This window comes from Candidatus Vicinibacter affinis (assembly GCA_016714365.1).
In the GTDB taxonomy this organism is placed as follows: Bacteria; Bacteroidota; Bacteroidia; order Chitinophagales; family Saprospiraceae; genus Vicinibacter; species Vicinibacter affinis.
Genome location: JADJNH010000005.1, coordinates 2694448 through 2710648, shown reverse-complemented (window position 1 = coordinate 2710648; position 16201 = coordinate 2694448). Strand labels below are relative to the sequence as shown.

General features: G+C 36.4%; 9 protein-coding genes. 1 reads left to right on the top strand and 8 read right to left on the bottom strand.

All coding sequences use genetic code 11. The features are described from left to right. The first annotated feature begins 3 nt into the window (after positions 1–3). The gene (locus IPJ53_10685) at positions 4–2217 is read left to right on the top strand and encodes a caspase family protein (protein ID MBK7799572.1); all 2214 of its coding nucleotides are present in this window, start codon (positions 4–6) and stop codon (positions 2215–2217) included. Positions 2218–2238: 21 nt separating this feature from the next. On the opposite strand, the gene IPJ53_10680 is transcribed toward IPJ53_10685, so the two are convergent. From IPJ53_10680 to IPJ53_10645, 8 genes are all read right to left on the bottom strand, one after another. Next, complete coding sequence (locus IPJ53_10680; protein MBK7799571.1) at positions 2239–3627, bottom strand: hypothetical protein; 1389 nt, start codon at positions 3625–3627, stop codon at positions 2239–2241. Positions 3628–3674: 47 nt separating this feature from the next. Beyond that, positions 3675–3917 (bottom strand): hypothetical protein, encoded by a 243-nt coding sequence (locus tag IPJ53_10675; protein ID MBK7799570.1) that lies wholly within the window; start codon positions 3915–3917, stop codon positions 3675–3677. Positions 3918–4018: 101 nt separating this feature from the next. Next, a complete protein-coding gene (locus IPJ53_10670; GenBank protein MBK7799569.1) occupies positions 4019–5698 on the bottom strand; it encodes a hypothetical protein in 1680 nt (559 codons plus the stop codon). A gap of 201 nt (positions 5699–5899) precedes the next feature. After that, positions 5900–7894, bottom strand: a complete 1995-nt coding sequence (locus IPJ53_10665; GenBank protein ID MBK7799568.1) for a caspase family protein — start codon at positions 7892–7894, stop codon at positions 5900–5902. 201 nt (positions 7895–8095) lie between these two features. After that, positions 8096–8491, bottom strand: coding sequence for a hypothetical protein (locus IPJ53_10660; protein MBK7799567.1), 396 nt, complete (start codon positions 8489–8491; stop codon positions 8096–8098). 235 nt (positions 8492–8726) lie between these two features. Further along, a complete protein-coding gene (locus IPJ53_10655; GenBank protein MBK7799566.1) occupies positions 8727–11810 on the bottom strand; it encodes a CHAT domain-containing protein in 3084 nt (1027 codons plus the stop codon). Between the two features lie 454 nt (positions 11811–12264). Then, complete coding sequence (locus IPJ53_10650; protein ID MBK7799565.1) at positions 12265–14934, bottom strand: tetratricopeptide repeat protein; 2670 nt, start codon at positions 14932–14934, stop codon at positions 12265–12267. A 54-nt stretch (positions 14935–14988) separates the two neighbouring features. Then, positions 14989–16161, bottom strand: a complete 1173-nt coding sequence (locus IPJ53_10645) for an ATP-binding protein (protein MBK7799564.1) — start codon at positions 16159–16161, stop codon at positions 14989–14991. Positions 16162–16201 lie beyond the last annotated feature (40 nt).

The window sequence follows — 16201 nt, the reverse complement described above, 5'->3', positions numbered from 1 at the left end:
ATTATGAGATTATTATTTCTTTCGGTATGTTCTATTTTGGCTTTCGGAATTGTAAGAGGGCAAGAAAAAGGTATGACTCCTGTTGTGCCAAATGGGGTTAAAGAGACTGGTGTTACGCGCGCAGTTATTGTAGGAATTTCCGATTACCAAAATGTAAAAATTACTGATTTGCAGTTTGCTGATCGGGATGCTCTCGCATTTGCAAATTATTTAAAAAGTGAAGCCGGGGGAAAAGTTGACAGCTCACACATTACTTTATTGCTCAATGAAAAGGCGACTGCAGGACAATTTGTATCCGCTCTTTATGGACTGATGGAAGAAAGTAAAGAGGGAGATTTGGTGATTATATATTTTTCCGGTCATGGTGATGTGGAAAGTACAACGATCAGCCAACCAGGATTTCTTCTGTGCTGGGATGCACCAGCCAGGGTGTATATGGGGGGAGGAACATTTGGACTAAGCTATTTGCAGGAAGTTATATCAACGCTGGCTCTAGCCACTAAAGCAAAAGTGTTGGTCATTACTGATGCCTGCAGGGCAGGAAAACTTGCCGGAAGTTCAATAGGAGGATCACAAGCCACAGCGGCTAATCTGTCCAAACAATATGCAAATGAAGTAAAGATCATGTCGTGTCAACCGGATGAATTGTCATTGGAAGGAAAATCCTGGGGAGGCGGTCGAGGTGTTTTTTCTTATTATTTTCTTGCTGGGGTGCAGGGATTGGCCGATAAAAATAATGATGGGGCAGTAAATCTGGCAGAAATTGAGCGGTATCTTGGGGATAAAGTTCCGACTGCAGTCGCTCCACATAGTCAGATTCCAATGACCATTGGGAATAAGAATACTGTACTTTCGAAAGTGGATCCTAAGATTTTAGAGGAATTAAAAAAGCTTGATGTAGACGGAGGGTTTTATGAGTCAGGCAACCGATCCCTGGGAATAAATTGGATTTTATCAGAAGATACCATACTGCTAAAAAAGGTAGAATTATTTAATGCTGCACTGTCTAGTGGTCATCTTGATTTTCCCTTAAAGAATTCAGCATGGAGTATTTTTCAGGAAATAAAAGATAGAGAAGAGCTTAATAAAAATATTGGATTGATGAAACGCAATCTGGCTGCTGCGTTGCAAGATGGTGCGCAACAAGCCATTAATGATTATTTGATGGCGGATCCTAAAGAGTTAAAAAGCAGATGGGGTTTCGACCCAAAATATGATCGGTATCCGGAACAATTGGAGAAATCTGCTGAATTGCTCGGAGATAAACATTTTTTCTATAATACTCTGATCTCAAGAATGCACTATTTTAAAGGATTAAACCTTCGATTAAAGGGACAAAGAGAAAATTTAGATACATTTTATTTGATGGCATTGGAAGAACAACAAAAAGCACTAAAACTGGAACCTAAATCGGCCCATATTTTAAATGAAATAGGATATATAAATTTTCTAAAGGAAGATTACAAGGAATCTGTGCTTATGTATAAAGAGGCCTTGCAATATGCCCCTTCCTGGCCATTGTTGTGGTCAAATTTGTGCGGAAGTTATAATTGGATGGGGGATTACGAAAACGGATTGATTAGTGGTGAAAAAGCGGTAGAGCTGGACAGTATGTTTGTTTTAGGGATTTATAATTTAGGACACACTTACCAACATACTGGAAATTTCTCAAAAGCTAATGAACTATATTTAAGAGCAATAAACATTGACTCGAGTTTTTCAGATGCATATTTTAGATTGGGTAGCAATTATGTTTACGATAAAAAATATGATTTAGCGGTCAAAATGAAGAAGTTGGGTTTAATTTTTGAACCCAATAATGTTCCGGAATTGAATGCATTAGGTTACACGCTTCTTCAACTGAACGAACTTGAGGAGGCAAAGACTTATTATGAGAAAGGTAGATCTATTTTGCCAGTATCTGAATACACTTTTCAGGGGATGATAGAGTATTACATGTATACGAACGACATAGTAAATGCTGAAAATGAATTGACAAACTACGTCATTAAATTTCCAAAGGATAATTTCGCCCATTACCTTTTGGCGTCCATTTATGCCCAAACGGGTAGAAATGTCTTATGTTGTGAATCTCTAGAAAAAGCCTTTAAAGCAGGTTTCAAGGATCTGGACAGTATATTGACCGATGATAATTTTAAGAAAGTCATCCAAATGAAGGAATTCAAAATATTGAAAAATCAATATTTTTCAAAGTGAATCCTACAAGGATTTTATTTCTTATTTTTCCATGATCATTTTTGCTTTGGCGTATTGTCCCATTCTTACACAAAATGCAGCATAAAGCATTCTGAGCAGTTTGTTTTCAGGATATTGCGATAAAGTTTTGTCGTACGTATTTAATGCCTCCATATTCATTTTATTGCTTTCCAATGCAACGGCTTCCATCATTCCTTTAACGACCGTGTCTGTGTTTGAATAGATGTCTGAATTTTTTGGCGTTTCCAGGATTTCATTTTGATCTTCCATAGGTAGGATAACAAAAGTTACCGGTGGAGAGACCAGCTTTTGTCCATAGGCTATTATTTGCCAATAATATGTCTTTTGGGGATCCAAATTAAACTTACTCAGATCTAGCCAAACGAATGTATCCTGAACGACATAATTGGTAATTAAATTTACTTCTTCATCAAAAATACAAATCATATAGTGCTCTACATCTTTGGCTTTTAACCATCGCAAAAGAGTTGCTCCATTTTTATAAATTCCTCCCGGACATGCAGGTTCAATATTCATGTCGTTGATTCCCCAACCACCTTTTTCTTTAGGGTCGGTCGTACCCCAACCACCTTTTTCTTTAGGGTCGGTCGTACCCCAACCACCTTTTTCTTTAGGGTCGGTTGTGCCCCAGCCACCTTTTTCTTTAGGATCGGTAGTCCCCCAACCGCCTTTTTCTTTAGGGTTGGTAGTCCCCCAGCCACCTTTTTCTTTAGGATCGGTAGTCCCCCAGCCACTTTTTTCTTTAGGATCGGTAGTACCCCAACCGCCTTTTTCTTTAGGGTTGGTAGTCCCCCAGCCGCCTTTTTCTTTAGGGTTGGTAGTCCCCCAACCGCCTTTTTCTTTAGGATCGGTAGTCCCCCAGCCACCTTTTTCTTTAGGACCGGTCGTACCCCAACCACCTTTTTCTTTAGGGTTGGTAGTACCCCAGCCACCTTTTTCTTTAGGGTTGGTGGGGCCCCAACCACCATTTTCCATTTTGGATATTTCATTCCAGCCATCACCGTTGGATTTGTTGGTTTTAATGTTCCATTGGGATTGTCCGGTGATTAGTACAGCGGATTTTATGTATTCTCCAAATAAAGGATCAAAATTTAGTTTTGCGTTTCGGGTGCTTTTCTCGGCCAAGTTTTCTAATGGATACTTCCCTTTATTGGAAAAGGTGATGAATCTATTGTTGGCATAAACGAGTGCATCTGAATTTTTCTTAAGTTTAATCGTTCCTTCTTTTTTCAAGAGTGTTCCTGCAACGGGTTTGATGCATTTACCAGATTCCAATTTGCTTTTTACTTTACCATGCGTGGTCACTACCACAACCGGTAAGACAGCTTGTGCAGAAATCAGTTGAAGAAATTGCACTGCCAGGCATAAAGAAATTAATATTCTTGACATAATTGATTAATTTAAAATGGATAAAATTCCAAGGTTTTCACATTGATTCATTGTACTGTTTTTTTTCTTTTGACAAAGAAGAAATGACCACCTTCATCACGGGTGTCAAAAAACACGCCAAAAACCGGGGTTGTAGAAGAATTTCTTCTGATGGGTTCTATAATATCATTATAAAGGGTGTATTCAAAAGTGATGTCGGTTATAAGTGGGTAAACGGAAGTGAAGCTGCCTTTTCCAAGATAGTCTAGCGTGGTGTAATTTCCGAATACTTTATTTTTAAAGATTTCCATGACTTCTTAATCAACAGTACTTAAATTGTTTCAGTTGGTTATCTGTTATAATCTTATATTTAATAGTTTTTATTTAAAAAATGCCGCGATAGTATGCAGTCCTAAAAATATTTGTTATTGTAAGAATAATTTCCCCACCTTTCCACTTTATCCTCTTCATTCAGTATAAATATAGTATTGTTGTAAATAAGTATGCTTCCAAGTGGTGTTTCCAAAGTCTGTTTAGCCGGGCCATAGGTTTGCGTAATTAAAGAGAGAGGACTTCCCAGCCCAATTTTTTTGGAGTTTTTAACTTCGCTACCCGGCTTGGTCAGCATTATGAAATTTCTATTTTTTGGTTCACTGATGCGATTAAAATAAATTTTAAAATTCAAGGTATCCTCAGTCCATTGAAAAAAGATATTTGAATTGTTAATCTGGAGCACTTTTTCTGTATCAAAATCTGGACTTCTGCTTTTAGCTACGGATTTTAAATTAAAGCTCTGGATGGTGTCAAATATCTCATTGGCTTGGTTGGGTAAGACCTCTATAGGTATGATGCCGGTAGTTATTATATCCAAATTTATTTTTGCCAGTTTGCTTTTACCGTTATTTGCCAGGTCTGTTAAAATTTTTTTTGCGTCTGCTTCTTTTTTGGTTTTAGCAAAAATGATGGCCTTAAGGATCTTGGCGTCGGTGGTAAGTTTTGTGAGTTTCTTTTTGCCGGCAAGTTCTAAGGCCTCTTTATCACATAAAAAAAGTGCACGATCAAATTCCCCAAGTATTGTCAGGGCTATCGCTTTGTTCAAATAAGCAGGTGCATATTCAGCATCCATCCCAATGGCGTAATTGAAATGTTTTATGGCTTCACGCAAAAGAGATTCACGCTTTTCTTTAACCGATACATTCCTTGCGCCCTGAGTCTTTAGATCCAGTTGTACCGGGTATTTATATTTTAAATCTTTTTGATCAAAATAGCTGAGCGCTTCATATAAGTTTGCGGCACCTACATTATTGTATATTTCTCTACTCTGATAGTGCATCAGAATGTATTTGTAATAGTATTTGGCTTCTTCAAATTTACCTGTGGCATTAAGCATATTGGCCATTTCGAAGGCATCAATTAAAGATTCTAGTTTGGAGGCGCTTCTTTTGGATAATTCCACACGATCTTGCAAAGATGGATATCCATCGATATCATCTTTCATTTTATAATCTTTGTAAACACTTTTTATGATTTCTCCTCCTTTGTCAAATAATCCAAAACCGGCGGAATATGCTAAAAAGCCACCCAAATAATCTGCCTCGATTTCGTTAGATACCATATCATTGTTATCTACTTTTAGACTGCGGCTTGCTTTTAGATCATTATTGTTTCCTGCAAAACCACTTCGCCACGCATGTTTTTCATAATAATGAGTGAGTTCATGCCCCAGCAAAAATGCAATTGCAGCATCCCCATAAGGAAGGCACGCATCATAAGCTTTTTTCTCCAGGACGATTTCCAGTTTTTCATAATCAATGGATGCAGCTCGTGCTACTTCATTCCGTAAAAAAACCTCCGGGATTTGGAATCTGTAATCACCTCTTGCTTTTACCAGTTTATCATATATTGTCTTGACGCGCTCTTCTTCTGTAGTTCCTGCGATGTCGTTTACTCCTGAAGTTGGAGGGGCTTCCGGATCACTAACAATGGCAGGTGTAGAAATTGGGATAGGATCCTGTGCAATTAGCTGGCTGTGTGTGAAATTTAAAAGAAATATAACTACGCAAATCGATCTTTGAAATATTGAAATGGTCATAAAAATCTATATGTATTAAATTAAATTCAAATGTTATTTGAAGAATGCATTATGGTATTGCAAATGTACCCTTTAAAATGAATGCGTTAACTATTCCAGTAAAGAGCAAATTACCCACATAAATATAGTAATTTAGACTAAGGTTATCAGTTTTGTGGCTTATTTATTTACAAATAAACTAAGTTTATTGAAATATAAGGCTTAATCGATAATCCTGAATTGGGTGGAAGATATATTTAGTTGTCCCGGCGGGAGGGAGGAAGTGGTTCCACCCCGGGTGGATATCTTATCCAATTGGTAGGTCTCCAGAAATAATTGTTCGAAGGGATCTTTTTTATTTGTTGGCGTGTCATTAATGCCTCTTCTTTGGTCAAGGGGTCTTAAGTTGATTGGATTTCTGCTTGCAATGACCCTGAATAGCTCAAGTCCAAGTGGTGGGCTGATTCTAAAGTTAATGGGAATAATTTCCGATTTACCGGCGGCTAGTTTTATAGAAGATTCTTCAGCCTTTGGATAAAGAATGTTCATTTTATTGTCCGGTTGAATATCAATGATGGTATAAAATGCCTCTTCCTTCCCATAGTTGCTTATTTTAAGTCTGATGGTATCCCCGTTTTGTAAAGTTATTTCTCCCTGTTCATTCTTTAAACTGTCCGATGAGTAGTTTGGCGGAATTTTTTTTCCTTTTCGGCTCATTAAAATAAAATCCAGTCTTAAATCAATTTTTCTGTTTTGTTGATTCAATTTTCTTAAATACTGGGCTTGTGCGTATTTGGTGATACTTTTTTTGATGGAATCAAACAAACTTAGTTTGTTGGCAGAGTTTTTCCAAGTATCAATTTCTAGTCCGAATTTATTGGAAAGTAAAATTTTTAATCCGGATTCTTCCAGGATAAGATCAGCATCGGCATCCGTTATTTTAATGAAAGGTATTTTAGCTAAATTTTGAAAAATTTCATTAACCTCATTGCTCAAAGTGCCTTGCTTACGTAAGTTTATTTGAATGTTGCCAAAATTTTCTTCCACTACAATTCCCCAGGAATGGTCAAGGAGTTTCTTATCGAATCCATCTTTTAGTTCTACCAAACTGGTATGTGAACCTGCATCTATTAGGGTTCCTGTAGCAAGCGGTTTTATGCTATTCATATTTCTAGTGTCCGGTGGGAAGAATCCAATCACCGTGCCCACATTCAAGCCATTAAGAAAACCACCCTCTATTTCCAATTGATTTTCAGTGATGAATTCTTTGGCCAAATAATACTCTGGCGTGGGTTGGAATTTTCCACCCAGGACTTTTTGTGTGAGGATTCCGGAAGCTTCAGGTGTTTGATTGCTGATTGAATTTCCAATGGTTAGTCTGATTCGGTCAAATAATTGTAAATAGCTAGCATCTTTTGAAAGATTGTTCACTGCTTTACTAAAAGCATAACTGAGCGAACCATAATACTTGCCATCTTCTGCGGTTATTTCATAATTTTTTTGGTTTGCCATAGAAGCAAAAAATGCTACCATGGTAGCCAAAGAATTCTCTTTATTTTCCATGACATCCGATGGGCTAAAATCTTTGGGATTATTTTCCGATCGTGCTCTATATTCCGGTGGGGCCATTGGGATGTCCGTTCCTCTTGCCAGACCGAATCCCCTGGTAGATGTGCCGGAATGGCAAGCGTCCATAGTTACTAAAAAATGTCCTTCTGGTCCAAGTTTATCTAAAATTCTAAGATAAATTTTGTTTAACGAATCATCGGTAAGGTGTTTTTCGCCTTGATATTTCCCAGCTTGGTACTCCATAAGCGCGTCATATGGGACTAATGCTTCATCGTACCCATCCGATTCGTCTCCATTGAAATCCTGTACTTGTTGACCGTGGCCAGAAAAATGAAAATAGCATATATCACCCTGCTTCAAATTATTGTACAATTGTGACTCAAGTGCCTTTACAATATTTTCTTTGGTTGCTTTTCCATCTTTTAGAATAAGGATGTTCTTTTCCTCAAATCCAAGTTTTGATAAGGCACTTTGAATCAGAGGTATGTCATTCAAGGAATGAAGCGAGGTGATATTTGAAGAAGCAGGGTAGGTGCCTATGGCGACGATTAAGGCTTTTTTTGTTTGTGCTTGGATTACAATAGCAGAGATTGCCAATAAAATAAAAACACAAAATCTAATTGTTGTATGGTTAGCAGGTAAGGTCATTATTGGATTAATATTTTTTCACCGCCCTTGTCAGAGCCTCCGGGATCAAAGATAGTCCACAACATGTAAAAGTTTAGTTTTGATAATCTAAAAGTAAGTTATTTCGTTGGTTCTTCAAACAGCTATACAGTAAGGACTGCATATTTGTTCAAAGTTAAGGTTTATTTATGGCAAGTGATATCCTTCATTTTTATTATATATTTAATAAAAAATGAATTCTTTTCTTTTTACTTGAGCGTTAGATTTCAATTGTTGGTTAATGGTATTAACCTTTTGAAGGTTTATACTGTCTGCATTATCCATCAAAATTTGTTTAAACAATTGACTTGCGAGACTATTGTTTGGTGTTTCGACGAATTGGCCTTCTGTATTTGAGGAACTGTTTATTTCATTATTAGAGGTTGTTTCGGCATCGAGGGGGACAATCAATTTATTTGATTTAGGTGTTTCTGCTGATTTTAGAACAACTTTAGTGGTTTTAAAGCCTAAGTTTTGTGGTGCAATTTGGTTCTTTGGAAACGCAGCAATAGGTTTAAATTGAGCATAGGTTCCTGTTGCACAGATTAAACACATCAGGATTAAATTCATTCGTAACATAAAGTAAGATTAATTTAAAAAGTTAAACCAATTGATTGCACAACAATGATGTCATGTCTCATAGTAGGAATAACCTAACATAAGTTATCAGTAGATTGAGTAATTTTTTTACTGTATCTATTCAACTAATACAAATGCTGACGAAGCTGAATAGCTTGTCAGCATGCCGACCGCCAGCGTCGGCATCCCGCCAAAGAAGAAGAGCGTGAACAAATGTGAGAGCGCATGATAATTACTATTCTACCAATACAAATCCAGCCCATTGATATGGGTCTAGTCCCAAATCACGCAATTCCTTCTGCGCTGCATGAAATGCGACGGGGATAGTCATTTTTTCGTCAAGCCACTTTTTATAAAATGTAATCATCAGAATGGAGGTTTGTTTATCAGGGACTTGCCATAAACTCATGATGAGGTATTTAACACCTGCAATTTTAAAAGCTCTTTGTAAACCGTAAACTCCTTCATTGCCCTCAATGTCACCCAATCCTGTTTCACAAGCTGAAAGAACAACCAGTTCTGTGTTTGATAAATTCATTTGGCTAATCTCATATGCGGTAAGAACTCCATCCTCCTCTCCGACAGGTGTAGGCTCTCCTTTCCAGGCGTTATTGCCACCCGCCATTATAAGTCCTGATCTCAGCATAGGGTGGTCTGATGTTTTAAAAACAGGTTCTTCTGTTTCTGCTTCAATTAGTTCTTTTATTGAAGTGGCTTTTGCGCCAACCTGCTGTATGCTATCAGTTAGGTTTCCTTCAATCGCCGCATTATCTTGGGGCTTTTTGCCGTTGGCAGAAATCGTTCGGTCATCTTTAAAAAAATAGCCATGGGTCGCCAAATGTATATTCCTCGGTGATTGATTTCCAAATTTTCCAAGAATCTTAAATTTTTCTTCAGTAGAAGCAGTTCCTGACATAAAAATGCAATCATATCCATTTGTTTTCATAATGCGCTCTATCGCCATTCCTTCTTTTTCAGTTCCAGGAAGAAACTCCCAATTATTTATTTTATTTATGGAAGGGTTGGTCGGTGTTAATATTTCTTCATTTGAGCGGTTTGTTAATTGGTCATTTTGACTATTCATTGTCAAACTTTTATCAAAATTAATGCCTCCAAAAATTATGGATTTGTTGTTATTGATTTCAATAGTATTGGGTAAGGCAATCTGGCGTGTACTGTTTAGTGCAACCAGTTCAAATTTATCTGCCAATGTTTCTGATTCATTGATGGGAATAGCATCCAAATTTAATCTGTGTAAAATTCCGGTTGTCGAATAATAAATGGTTTTTATATCCATTAAATTAGGAGACAAAGGTGACCAGAGAAGATCAGCAAGACTTTTACCAACTGCATTTCGCAAATTAGCACCCCGAACATGAATAGAATAAAGCGAATTTACATATTCTGATCTTCGATCTGCATTGTTCATCAATAAGGCATTTAATTCCTTTTCTTCAAAGAGTTTTACATAAATCGGCTCCTCAAGTTCAGGTTTGATAATTAAGGCGGCATAAATTATGGAATCTGTTTGATGTGGATGAGTGTAGTTAAAATGAATAAATTCTATCGCTGCTTCACCTTGTTTTAGTTTGTTTCTAATATCCAAAAAGGTCGGATTTTTTCTGGAGTCGGATAATCCTTTTATCTTGCCAGTTAACTCTTTCTCCAATATATTGGCTTTGGATTCCATTGTTCGAATAGTTTCATTGGATCGTTCATTTTTAGGTAATGAAAGTTCCCGTGCTATTTTTGTATGGTATAGTTTTAGTTGATTGAATTTTTCAATATGTGCAGTATCTTCCTTGGCTAATTTATTAAAATTGGATACGGCATTTAAGAGATATCCTTTATAGAATAGGGCGTTGTCATAACTCATTCCACATAATTTACCTGTGATGTGCTGTAATGAATAAAGTCCATCCAGATTAGAAGCGAAAGTTTTAATGTAAGATGAAAGTTCATTTTCAGATAAATGTTTAGAGGCTCTGAGAACAAGTTTTTGTTCAAGATTGATGGATTCCACCATGTTGTTGTGCAATTTATCAAGCCTATTGGTGAGCCAGTAGATCCTATTTAAATTATTCAGGCCTAATAAATAGTCAGGGTGCTCTTTACCAAAGATTTTTTCCCAGACATTTTTTGCTTGAGATAGGAAGTTTTCCGCTTCTTTCAATTGGTTATTATTGCTGTAGTAACTTCCAAGATTGTTAAGACTCATTGCGTATTCAGGATGAGCTGTTCCAAAGATATTTTCCCGAATTTTTAGTCCTTCTTTGTAAAGGCTTTCAGCCTTGATTTTGTTTTTCATCCTGGCATACATGTTAGCCATGTTATCCAGATTCATGGCATAGTCAGGATTTTCCGGTCCAGTGGTTTTTAAGTAAATATTTTGTGATCTTATATAATACGCTTCAGCCTGCTTGAATTGGTTTAATTCACAGTAGATGTTTGCAATGTTATTTAAAGGTCCCGCTGTATTGATATGGTTTTCTCCAATTGTTTTCTCATAAATTGATAAAGCTTCTAAGTAAATATTTAAAGCCTTTTCCGGGAGCCCCATGCTGGAATAAAGGTTGCCTAAACAATTTAGGCTTGCAGCACAGGTTGGATTTAATCTGCCAAATAGTTTTTCGCGTATAAGTAATGCTTCAGAGTAAAAAGATTCTGCCTGACCATACTCTCCGGTATCATAGTATATATTTCCAAGATTGTGCAGACACATGGCGTATTTAACGCTTTCTGTTCCAGCATTTGATCTGTAAATATTTTTGGCTTGTTCGATTAACTTTATTGCTTTTGTATAGTCACCTTTGAAATGGGCAATTCCACCAATATTGTTAAGGACACTGGCATAATCAGGATGATTTTTACCCAAAAGTTTTTCCCTGATACCCAATGCAATTAGATACAATTCTTCTGATTCGTTCGCACGACCAAGGTCAATGTAAATTCCTGCCAGCGAGTTTAAGGCTTTGGCCATTGGCAATCCATTATTTTCTTTTAACCCTTTGTAAATTTCAATGGACGCTTTAAACCGGTGTTCTGCTTTTGCAAAATCACCATCATTTTCATAGTATTGACCATAGGTTTGGCTGAGCCTTGCGTATTCCATTGAATTTGGCCCAAGTAATGGAAGAATTAAAGGTTCGACTTTTTGAATAATTTGCAATGCTTCCTTCGGATTTTCTTTTTCTATAAGTGTGCCGGCGGAATCTAATAGGTTATTTATTAGTTGAATTTGAAATGAAGAATCTATGTTTTGGGAAAGCCCCACGAGTGTTATTGATAAAAAAACTATCGTGAATAACCGGATTTTCATTTTATTGCATTAAGCATCAAATATAGCGATAGTATTGATTTATGCCAATTAAACGGTTGGTCTTTATACGGTAAAGTACATTATGGCATATGCGAAACATTTGAATCCTTTGATAAATCTAATATCCATCTGCGGTAATTTATCAATCTCTGTATTCCTTACTTACATTGATTTTGGAGAGGATCTAAAAAATGAGATTTAAACGCCACAATTTTTTCAAAGAATGAAAAAATGCTTTTATTTTACTTGGTTCAACCATTTTGACGATATATTCTTGGAAAATCTTGATTTGTAGTTTACTTATAATTTTAATATTAAACGGAATTGGGCTAATATTAAATTAGGTTTTTATTACTCCTCGATGATGTAGATTTTGTACGAGTAATCTGTACTCACAGATTTCTTTCGAATGAAATGTTCCTGATCAACAAATGCGAGGTTTAGTTAAATTAGTTTATTTGAATTTTTCAGGAAAATATTTTTTCATCAATGCATTCCATTTTTCTTTTTGATTTCGCAAAATCAATAAATCATCATCCTTTTCCAACTGCTCAATATTATTCCATCCTTGCTCCAAAGCTAGGTTCAAATATGTAAATGCCTTATCTACTTGATTGAGAAGGCCGTATAAACACGCAAGACAATTCAGTACATAATTATCAGTTGGATCAATTTTATATGCCAATTGGAAAAATACCTCTGATTCCTTTAACCTACCGGTTATGTAGTAAAGATATCCAAGTTGAATAATAGAACGTTGATGTAATGAATCAAGTTGAATAGCTCTCTTCAAAACCATTTCTGCTTCATTGAATTGTTGATATATTATGTACAATGATCCTAAACCATTATAATTGTCTGAATTAGGGTCGAGTTCAATAGCTCTTTTAAAATTTAGCTCTGCTTCATTAAACCGTTTGGTATCCTTTTGCATCCAGCCTAAATTTAAATAAGCAATTGCAAGATTTGGATCAAGTTGAATTGCTGTTTTCAAATTTTGTTCTGCTTCATTAAACCGATTGGTTTCCTTTTGAATATACCCAAGATTTGAAAAAGCAATAGCAAGACTTGAATCAAGTTGTATTGCTTTAATAAAATATTGTTCCGCTTGCTTATACTTTTTAGTTTTAACATAGAAAAAACCTAAATTATTAAAATTAATGGCACTTGAATCAATTTTTAGAGCTTTAACATAATATGTTTCAGATTTGGTATATTGATTTGTTTTTAAATATAAAGTTGCAAGTGATGAAATTGAATACTCATTCATTGAGTCTAATTTAAGGACAATCTTAAACATTTCTTCAGATTCAATAAATCTTTTACTTCCCAAATATAAATCACCGAGGTTTCTATAAGGGTATTGAAACAATGGAGCTTTCAGTAAAGCTTTTTTATAATACTCTTCAGCTTTTATATATTCATTTTGTTCTAAATAATAAACACCTCTGGCATTTAAAATGACCGCTGAATTGGAATCAATTTGGTTAGCTAATTCAAAATATTGATCAGCAGCTTCAAATTGTTTGAATGATTTGTGCATGATTGTGGTCAATGACACATATGGAAGAAGCCAGTTTGGTTGTAGATCCATAGCCCGTTTTGCATAATATTTTGTAGAATCCAATTTATTAAAAATTCGACCATATACATAACTTAATTGCCAATAAGGCAATGGAAAATCTGCTTGAAATAGAATAGCTTTATTAAAATATTCAATGGATTGAAGTCCTATATTCTTATTAAAATTGACATTTGATAATTGTAACAAATATCCTTTAAAAAAATTCATTCTTGCCTTTAAAATGAAGTACAAGTAGTGTTTTTCTCCAAGCAATTCTGCAGATCTCTCCAAATACTTAGGAAATAGTTCATATCTATTTGCTTGCAATTTAACAGACAAACCATATATTGTCGGATCAGAAATTAATAACCTATTCAATACTTGTTGTGCATCATCCTGTAAAGCAGCCGCATAATTTCTTCTCATCGTCGAATGCAATTGCTCTAATTTGGGCTCATTTATTAATTGAGAATAATATTTTTCCGCACAAGCATTCACGGGTTCTAAAAACATTTTATCCTTGAGTGCTTGTTTAAATAGTTTGTAGGTCAAGCGCACTGAAGAGTCCACAGTAGCCATAACTTCGTCCTCCATTCCTCTTGAATCTATGGAAGATATAGAACTCATTTGAGTTGACTTGCCTGATTTTATAGAAGCCAACATTTTTGAATCCACTTTCGAAAGAGCGCCAGCTCTATTTCCCAAAACCATGGGTAACTGACTGATGGGCGCGACCTCGGCGCTTACATGATCCTCAATGTATCTGCCGGCTTCCTGTAGATTTACTATCAGGTCATTGTTGTTGTCTGCCAAGCCATACAGCGCATCAATAAGGTGATAGCTAAATGCACCTCTACCGCCGCCCCATTGTTCCCCTTCAATACTGTATTCATTAGGCTGACAAGAGAGTATTTTTATTTCATTGGCGTATTGTTTAGCCAGATTGGCTCCTGTAATTTGTGAACCTCCTACTGAACTTCCTGCCAGTTTCCCTGAACGGCATGCATCGGTAATGACAACAACTTTTGCTTTGTTTTGCGTAGATAGGGTAGAGATGATGTCCTGGAACATAGGAAGTGCTAATGCACCTCCTGCCAAATAAACTCTGGATGGAGCATCCCAACACAACAAATATCCGGGTTGTGTTATGGTTTTTTTCTCTACATCTCCATGTCCCGAAAAATAAAGTATGACCTGATCATTTTCCTTTACCACTTCCATGAGCCAATCCAATGCCATCGCAAATTGAGCGACCGTAGCCTTTTCATTTAATAAAACTTTTAAATGATCATTGTCTAATTTACCACCTGCATTTGATCTCAAATAATTTGCAAAAGCTTCGGCATCTTTATCTGCAAAGCGGAGATCGGTAATGCCAGGGTCTTGGTAGTCAGAGATTCCGACGACGACGGCGTAGGTGCTATTGACCACCGACCGCTGACCGCTGACCACCGAAATTGGTGTAGCTCCTTTTTCCGAATTCAAGTTGGGGACAGTTTGTTGTGCGAAAATTGCTTCAACTAAAAAAACAATTGCAAAAATTAAAATTTGGTTTTTCATTTTTTTATCATTGACGTAATAAAGTGATACCAGTTTACAGTGATTGGTAATCAATTATTTAGCTATATATTCAAATATTTTATTGAGTTCATTGTGACTTAATACTGTAATATCCTTTGTCAATAGATAACTTCTTGACACCGGGCAAATAATAAAGTTTTTGCTTATTGAAAGATCGTTTTGGGCAATGAAAAATCCCTTACTTGGTTTCGGAGTTGTTGAATATTTTATTTCAATCAATATTTCTGGAATTCCCTGAAGAGTGATAACCACATCTGCTTCTGTACCTTCATGTGTTCTGTAAAAATAAATATCACTGCGAGGAGGTAAGCGTGTAATTATTTCCTGAAGAATATACGCTTCCCAGGAAGAACCTAAAGCCGGATGGCCCTGCAATTGAGAAATGGTTTCAATGCGCAGTAATGCATGAAGCAAACCGGTATCACGCAAATAAACTTTAGGAGTTTTAATTAAGCGTTTTTTTGTATTTGAAAACCAGGGTGTCAATTGTCGTATTAGGAAGGCAGATTCTAAAAAATCTAAATAACGCCTTACAGTCGGTGCACTGATGTCAAGTGAATTTGCGAGTGAAGTCAGATTGAGCAATTGGCCATTGAGATGGGCAATCATACTCCATAACCTTCGGATGAGCATAGGATCGGCCCGTAAACCCAGCAATGGCAAATCCCTTTCAAGATAACTTCTTATAAAATTTTCACGCCAGTTAAGGCTAATAGCATCATCTTTAGCCAGGAGCGATTCCGGAAAACCGCCTCTAAGCCAATGTTGTTGATAATCGGAAGAAGCAGGCAATTCAACAGAAGAAAATGGTTGTAACTCAAAATACGCTACTCTTCCTGCTAATGATTCTGAAGTATCCCGGATGAGTTCCGGAGATGCGGAACCTAATAAAATAAATCGGCCAGGTTGGCGATGAAGATCTATCAAACTCCGCAAAATGGGAAACAGACCGGGCACTCTCTGCACCTCATCTAATATAACGGTATGATCCTTAAGGGTAGTTAGAAAAAGGCCAGGGTTGGTCAGTTTATTAAAATCATCCGGATTTTCGAGATCTAAATAATCAACTGGTTTTGTCAGGCTTCCTGTAAGGTGTTTTACCAGAGATGTTTTACCTACCTGCCTTGGTCCAACTATCGCAACTGCTGGAAAATTTTCCACCAAATGCAAGATTTCTTTTTCCGCAGATCTTCCAATGTAATTCATAATTTATACCGTAAATTGAAAATTTAATTTTTGATTTACG

What these genes read in the sequence shown, in the direction of transcription:
- IPJ53_10685 (MBK7799572.1), top strand. Translation starts at nt 4, where the DNA reads ATGAGATTATTATTTCTTTCGGTATGTTCTATTTTGGCTTTCGGAATT.
- IPJ53_10680 (MBK7799571.1), bottom strand. Translation starts at nt 3,627, where the DNA reads ATGTCAAGAATATTAATTTCTTTATGCCTGGCAGTGCAATTTCTTCAA.
- IPJ53_10675 (MBK7799570.1), bottom strand. Translation starts at nt 3,917, where the DNA reads ATGGAAATCTTTAAAAATAAAGTATTCGGAAATTACACCACGCTAGAC.
- IPJ53_10670 (MBK7799569.1), bottom strand. Translation starts at nt 5,698, where the DNA reads ATGACCATTTCAATATTTCAAAGATCGATTTGCGTAGTTATATTTCTT.
- IPJ53_10665 (MBK7799568.1), bottom strand. Translation starts at nt 7,894, where the DNA reads ATGACCTTACCTGCTAACCATACAACAATTAGATTTTGTGTTTTTATT.
- IPJ53_10660 (MBK7799567.1), bottom strand. Translation starts at nt 8,491, where the DNA reads ATGTTACGAATGAATTTAATCCTGATGTGTTTAATCTGTGCAACAGGA.
- IPJ53_10655 (MBK7799566.1), bottom strand. Translation starts at nt 11,810, where the DNA reads ATGAAAATCCGGTTATTCACGATAGTTTTTTTATCAATAACACTCGTG.
- IPJ53_10650 (MBK7799565.1), bottom strand. Translation starts at nt 14,934, where the DNA reads ATGAAAAACCAAATTTTAATTTTTGCAATTGTTTTTTTAGTTGAAGCA.
- IPJ53_10645 (MBK7799564.1), bottom strand. Translation starts at nt 16,161, where the DNA reads ATGAATTACATTGGAAGATCTGCGGAAAAAGAAATCTTGCATTTGGTG.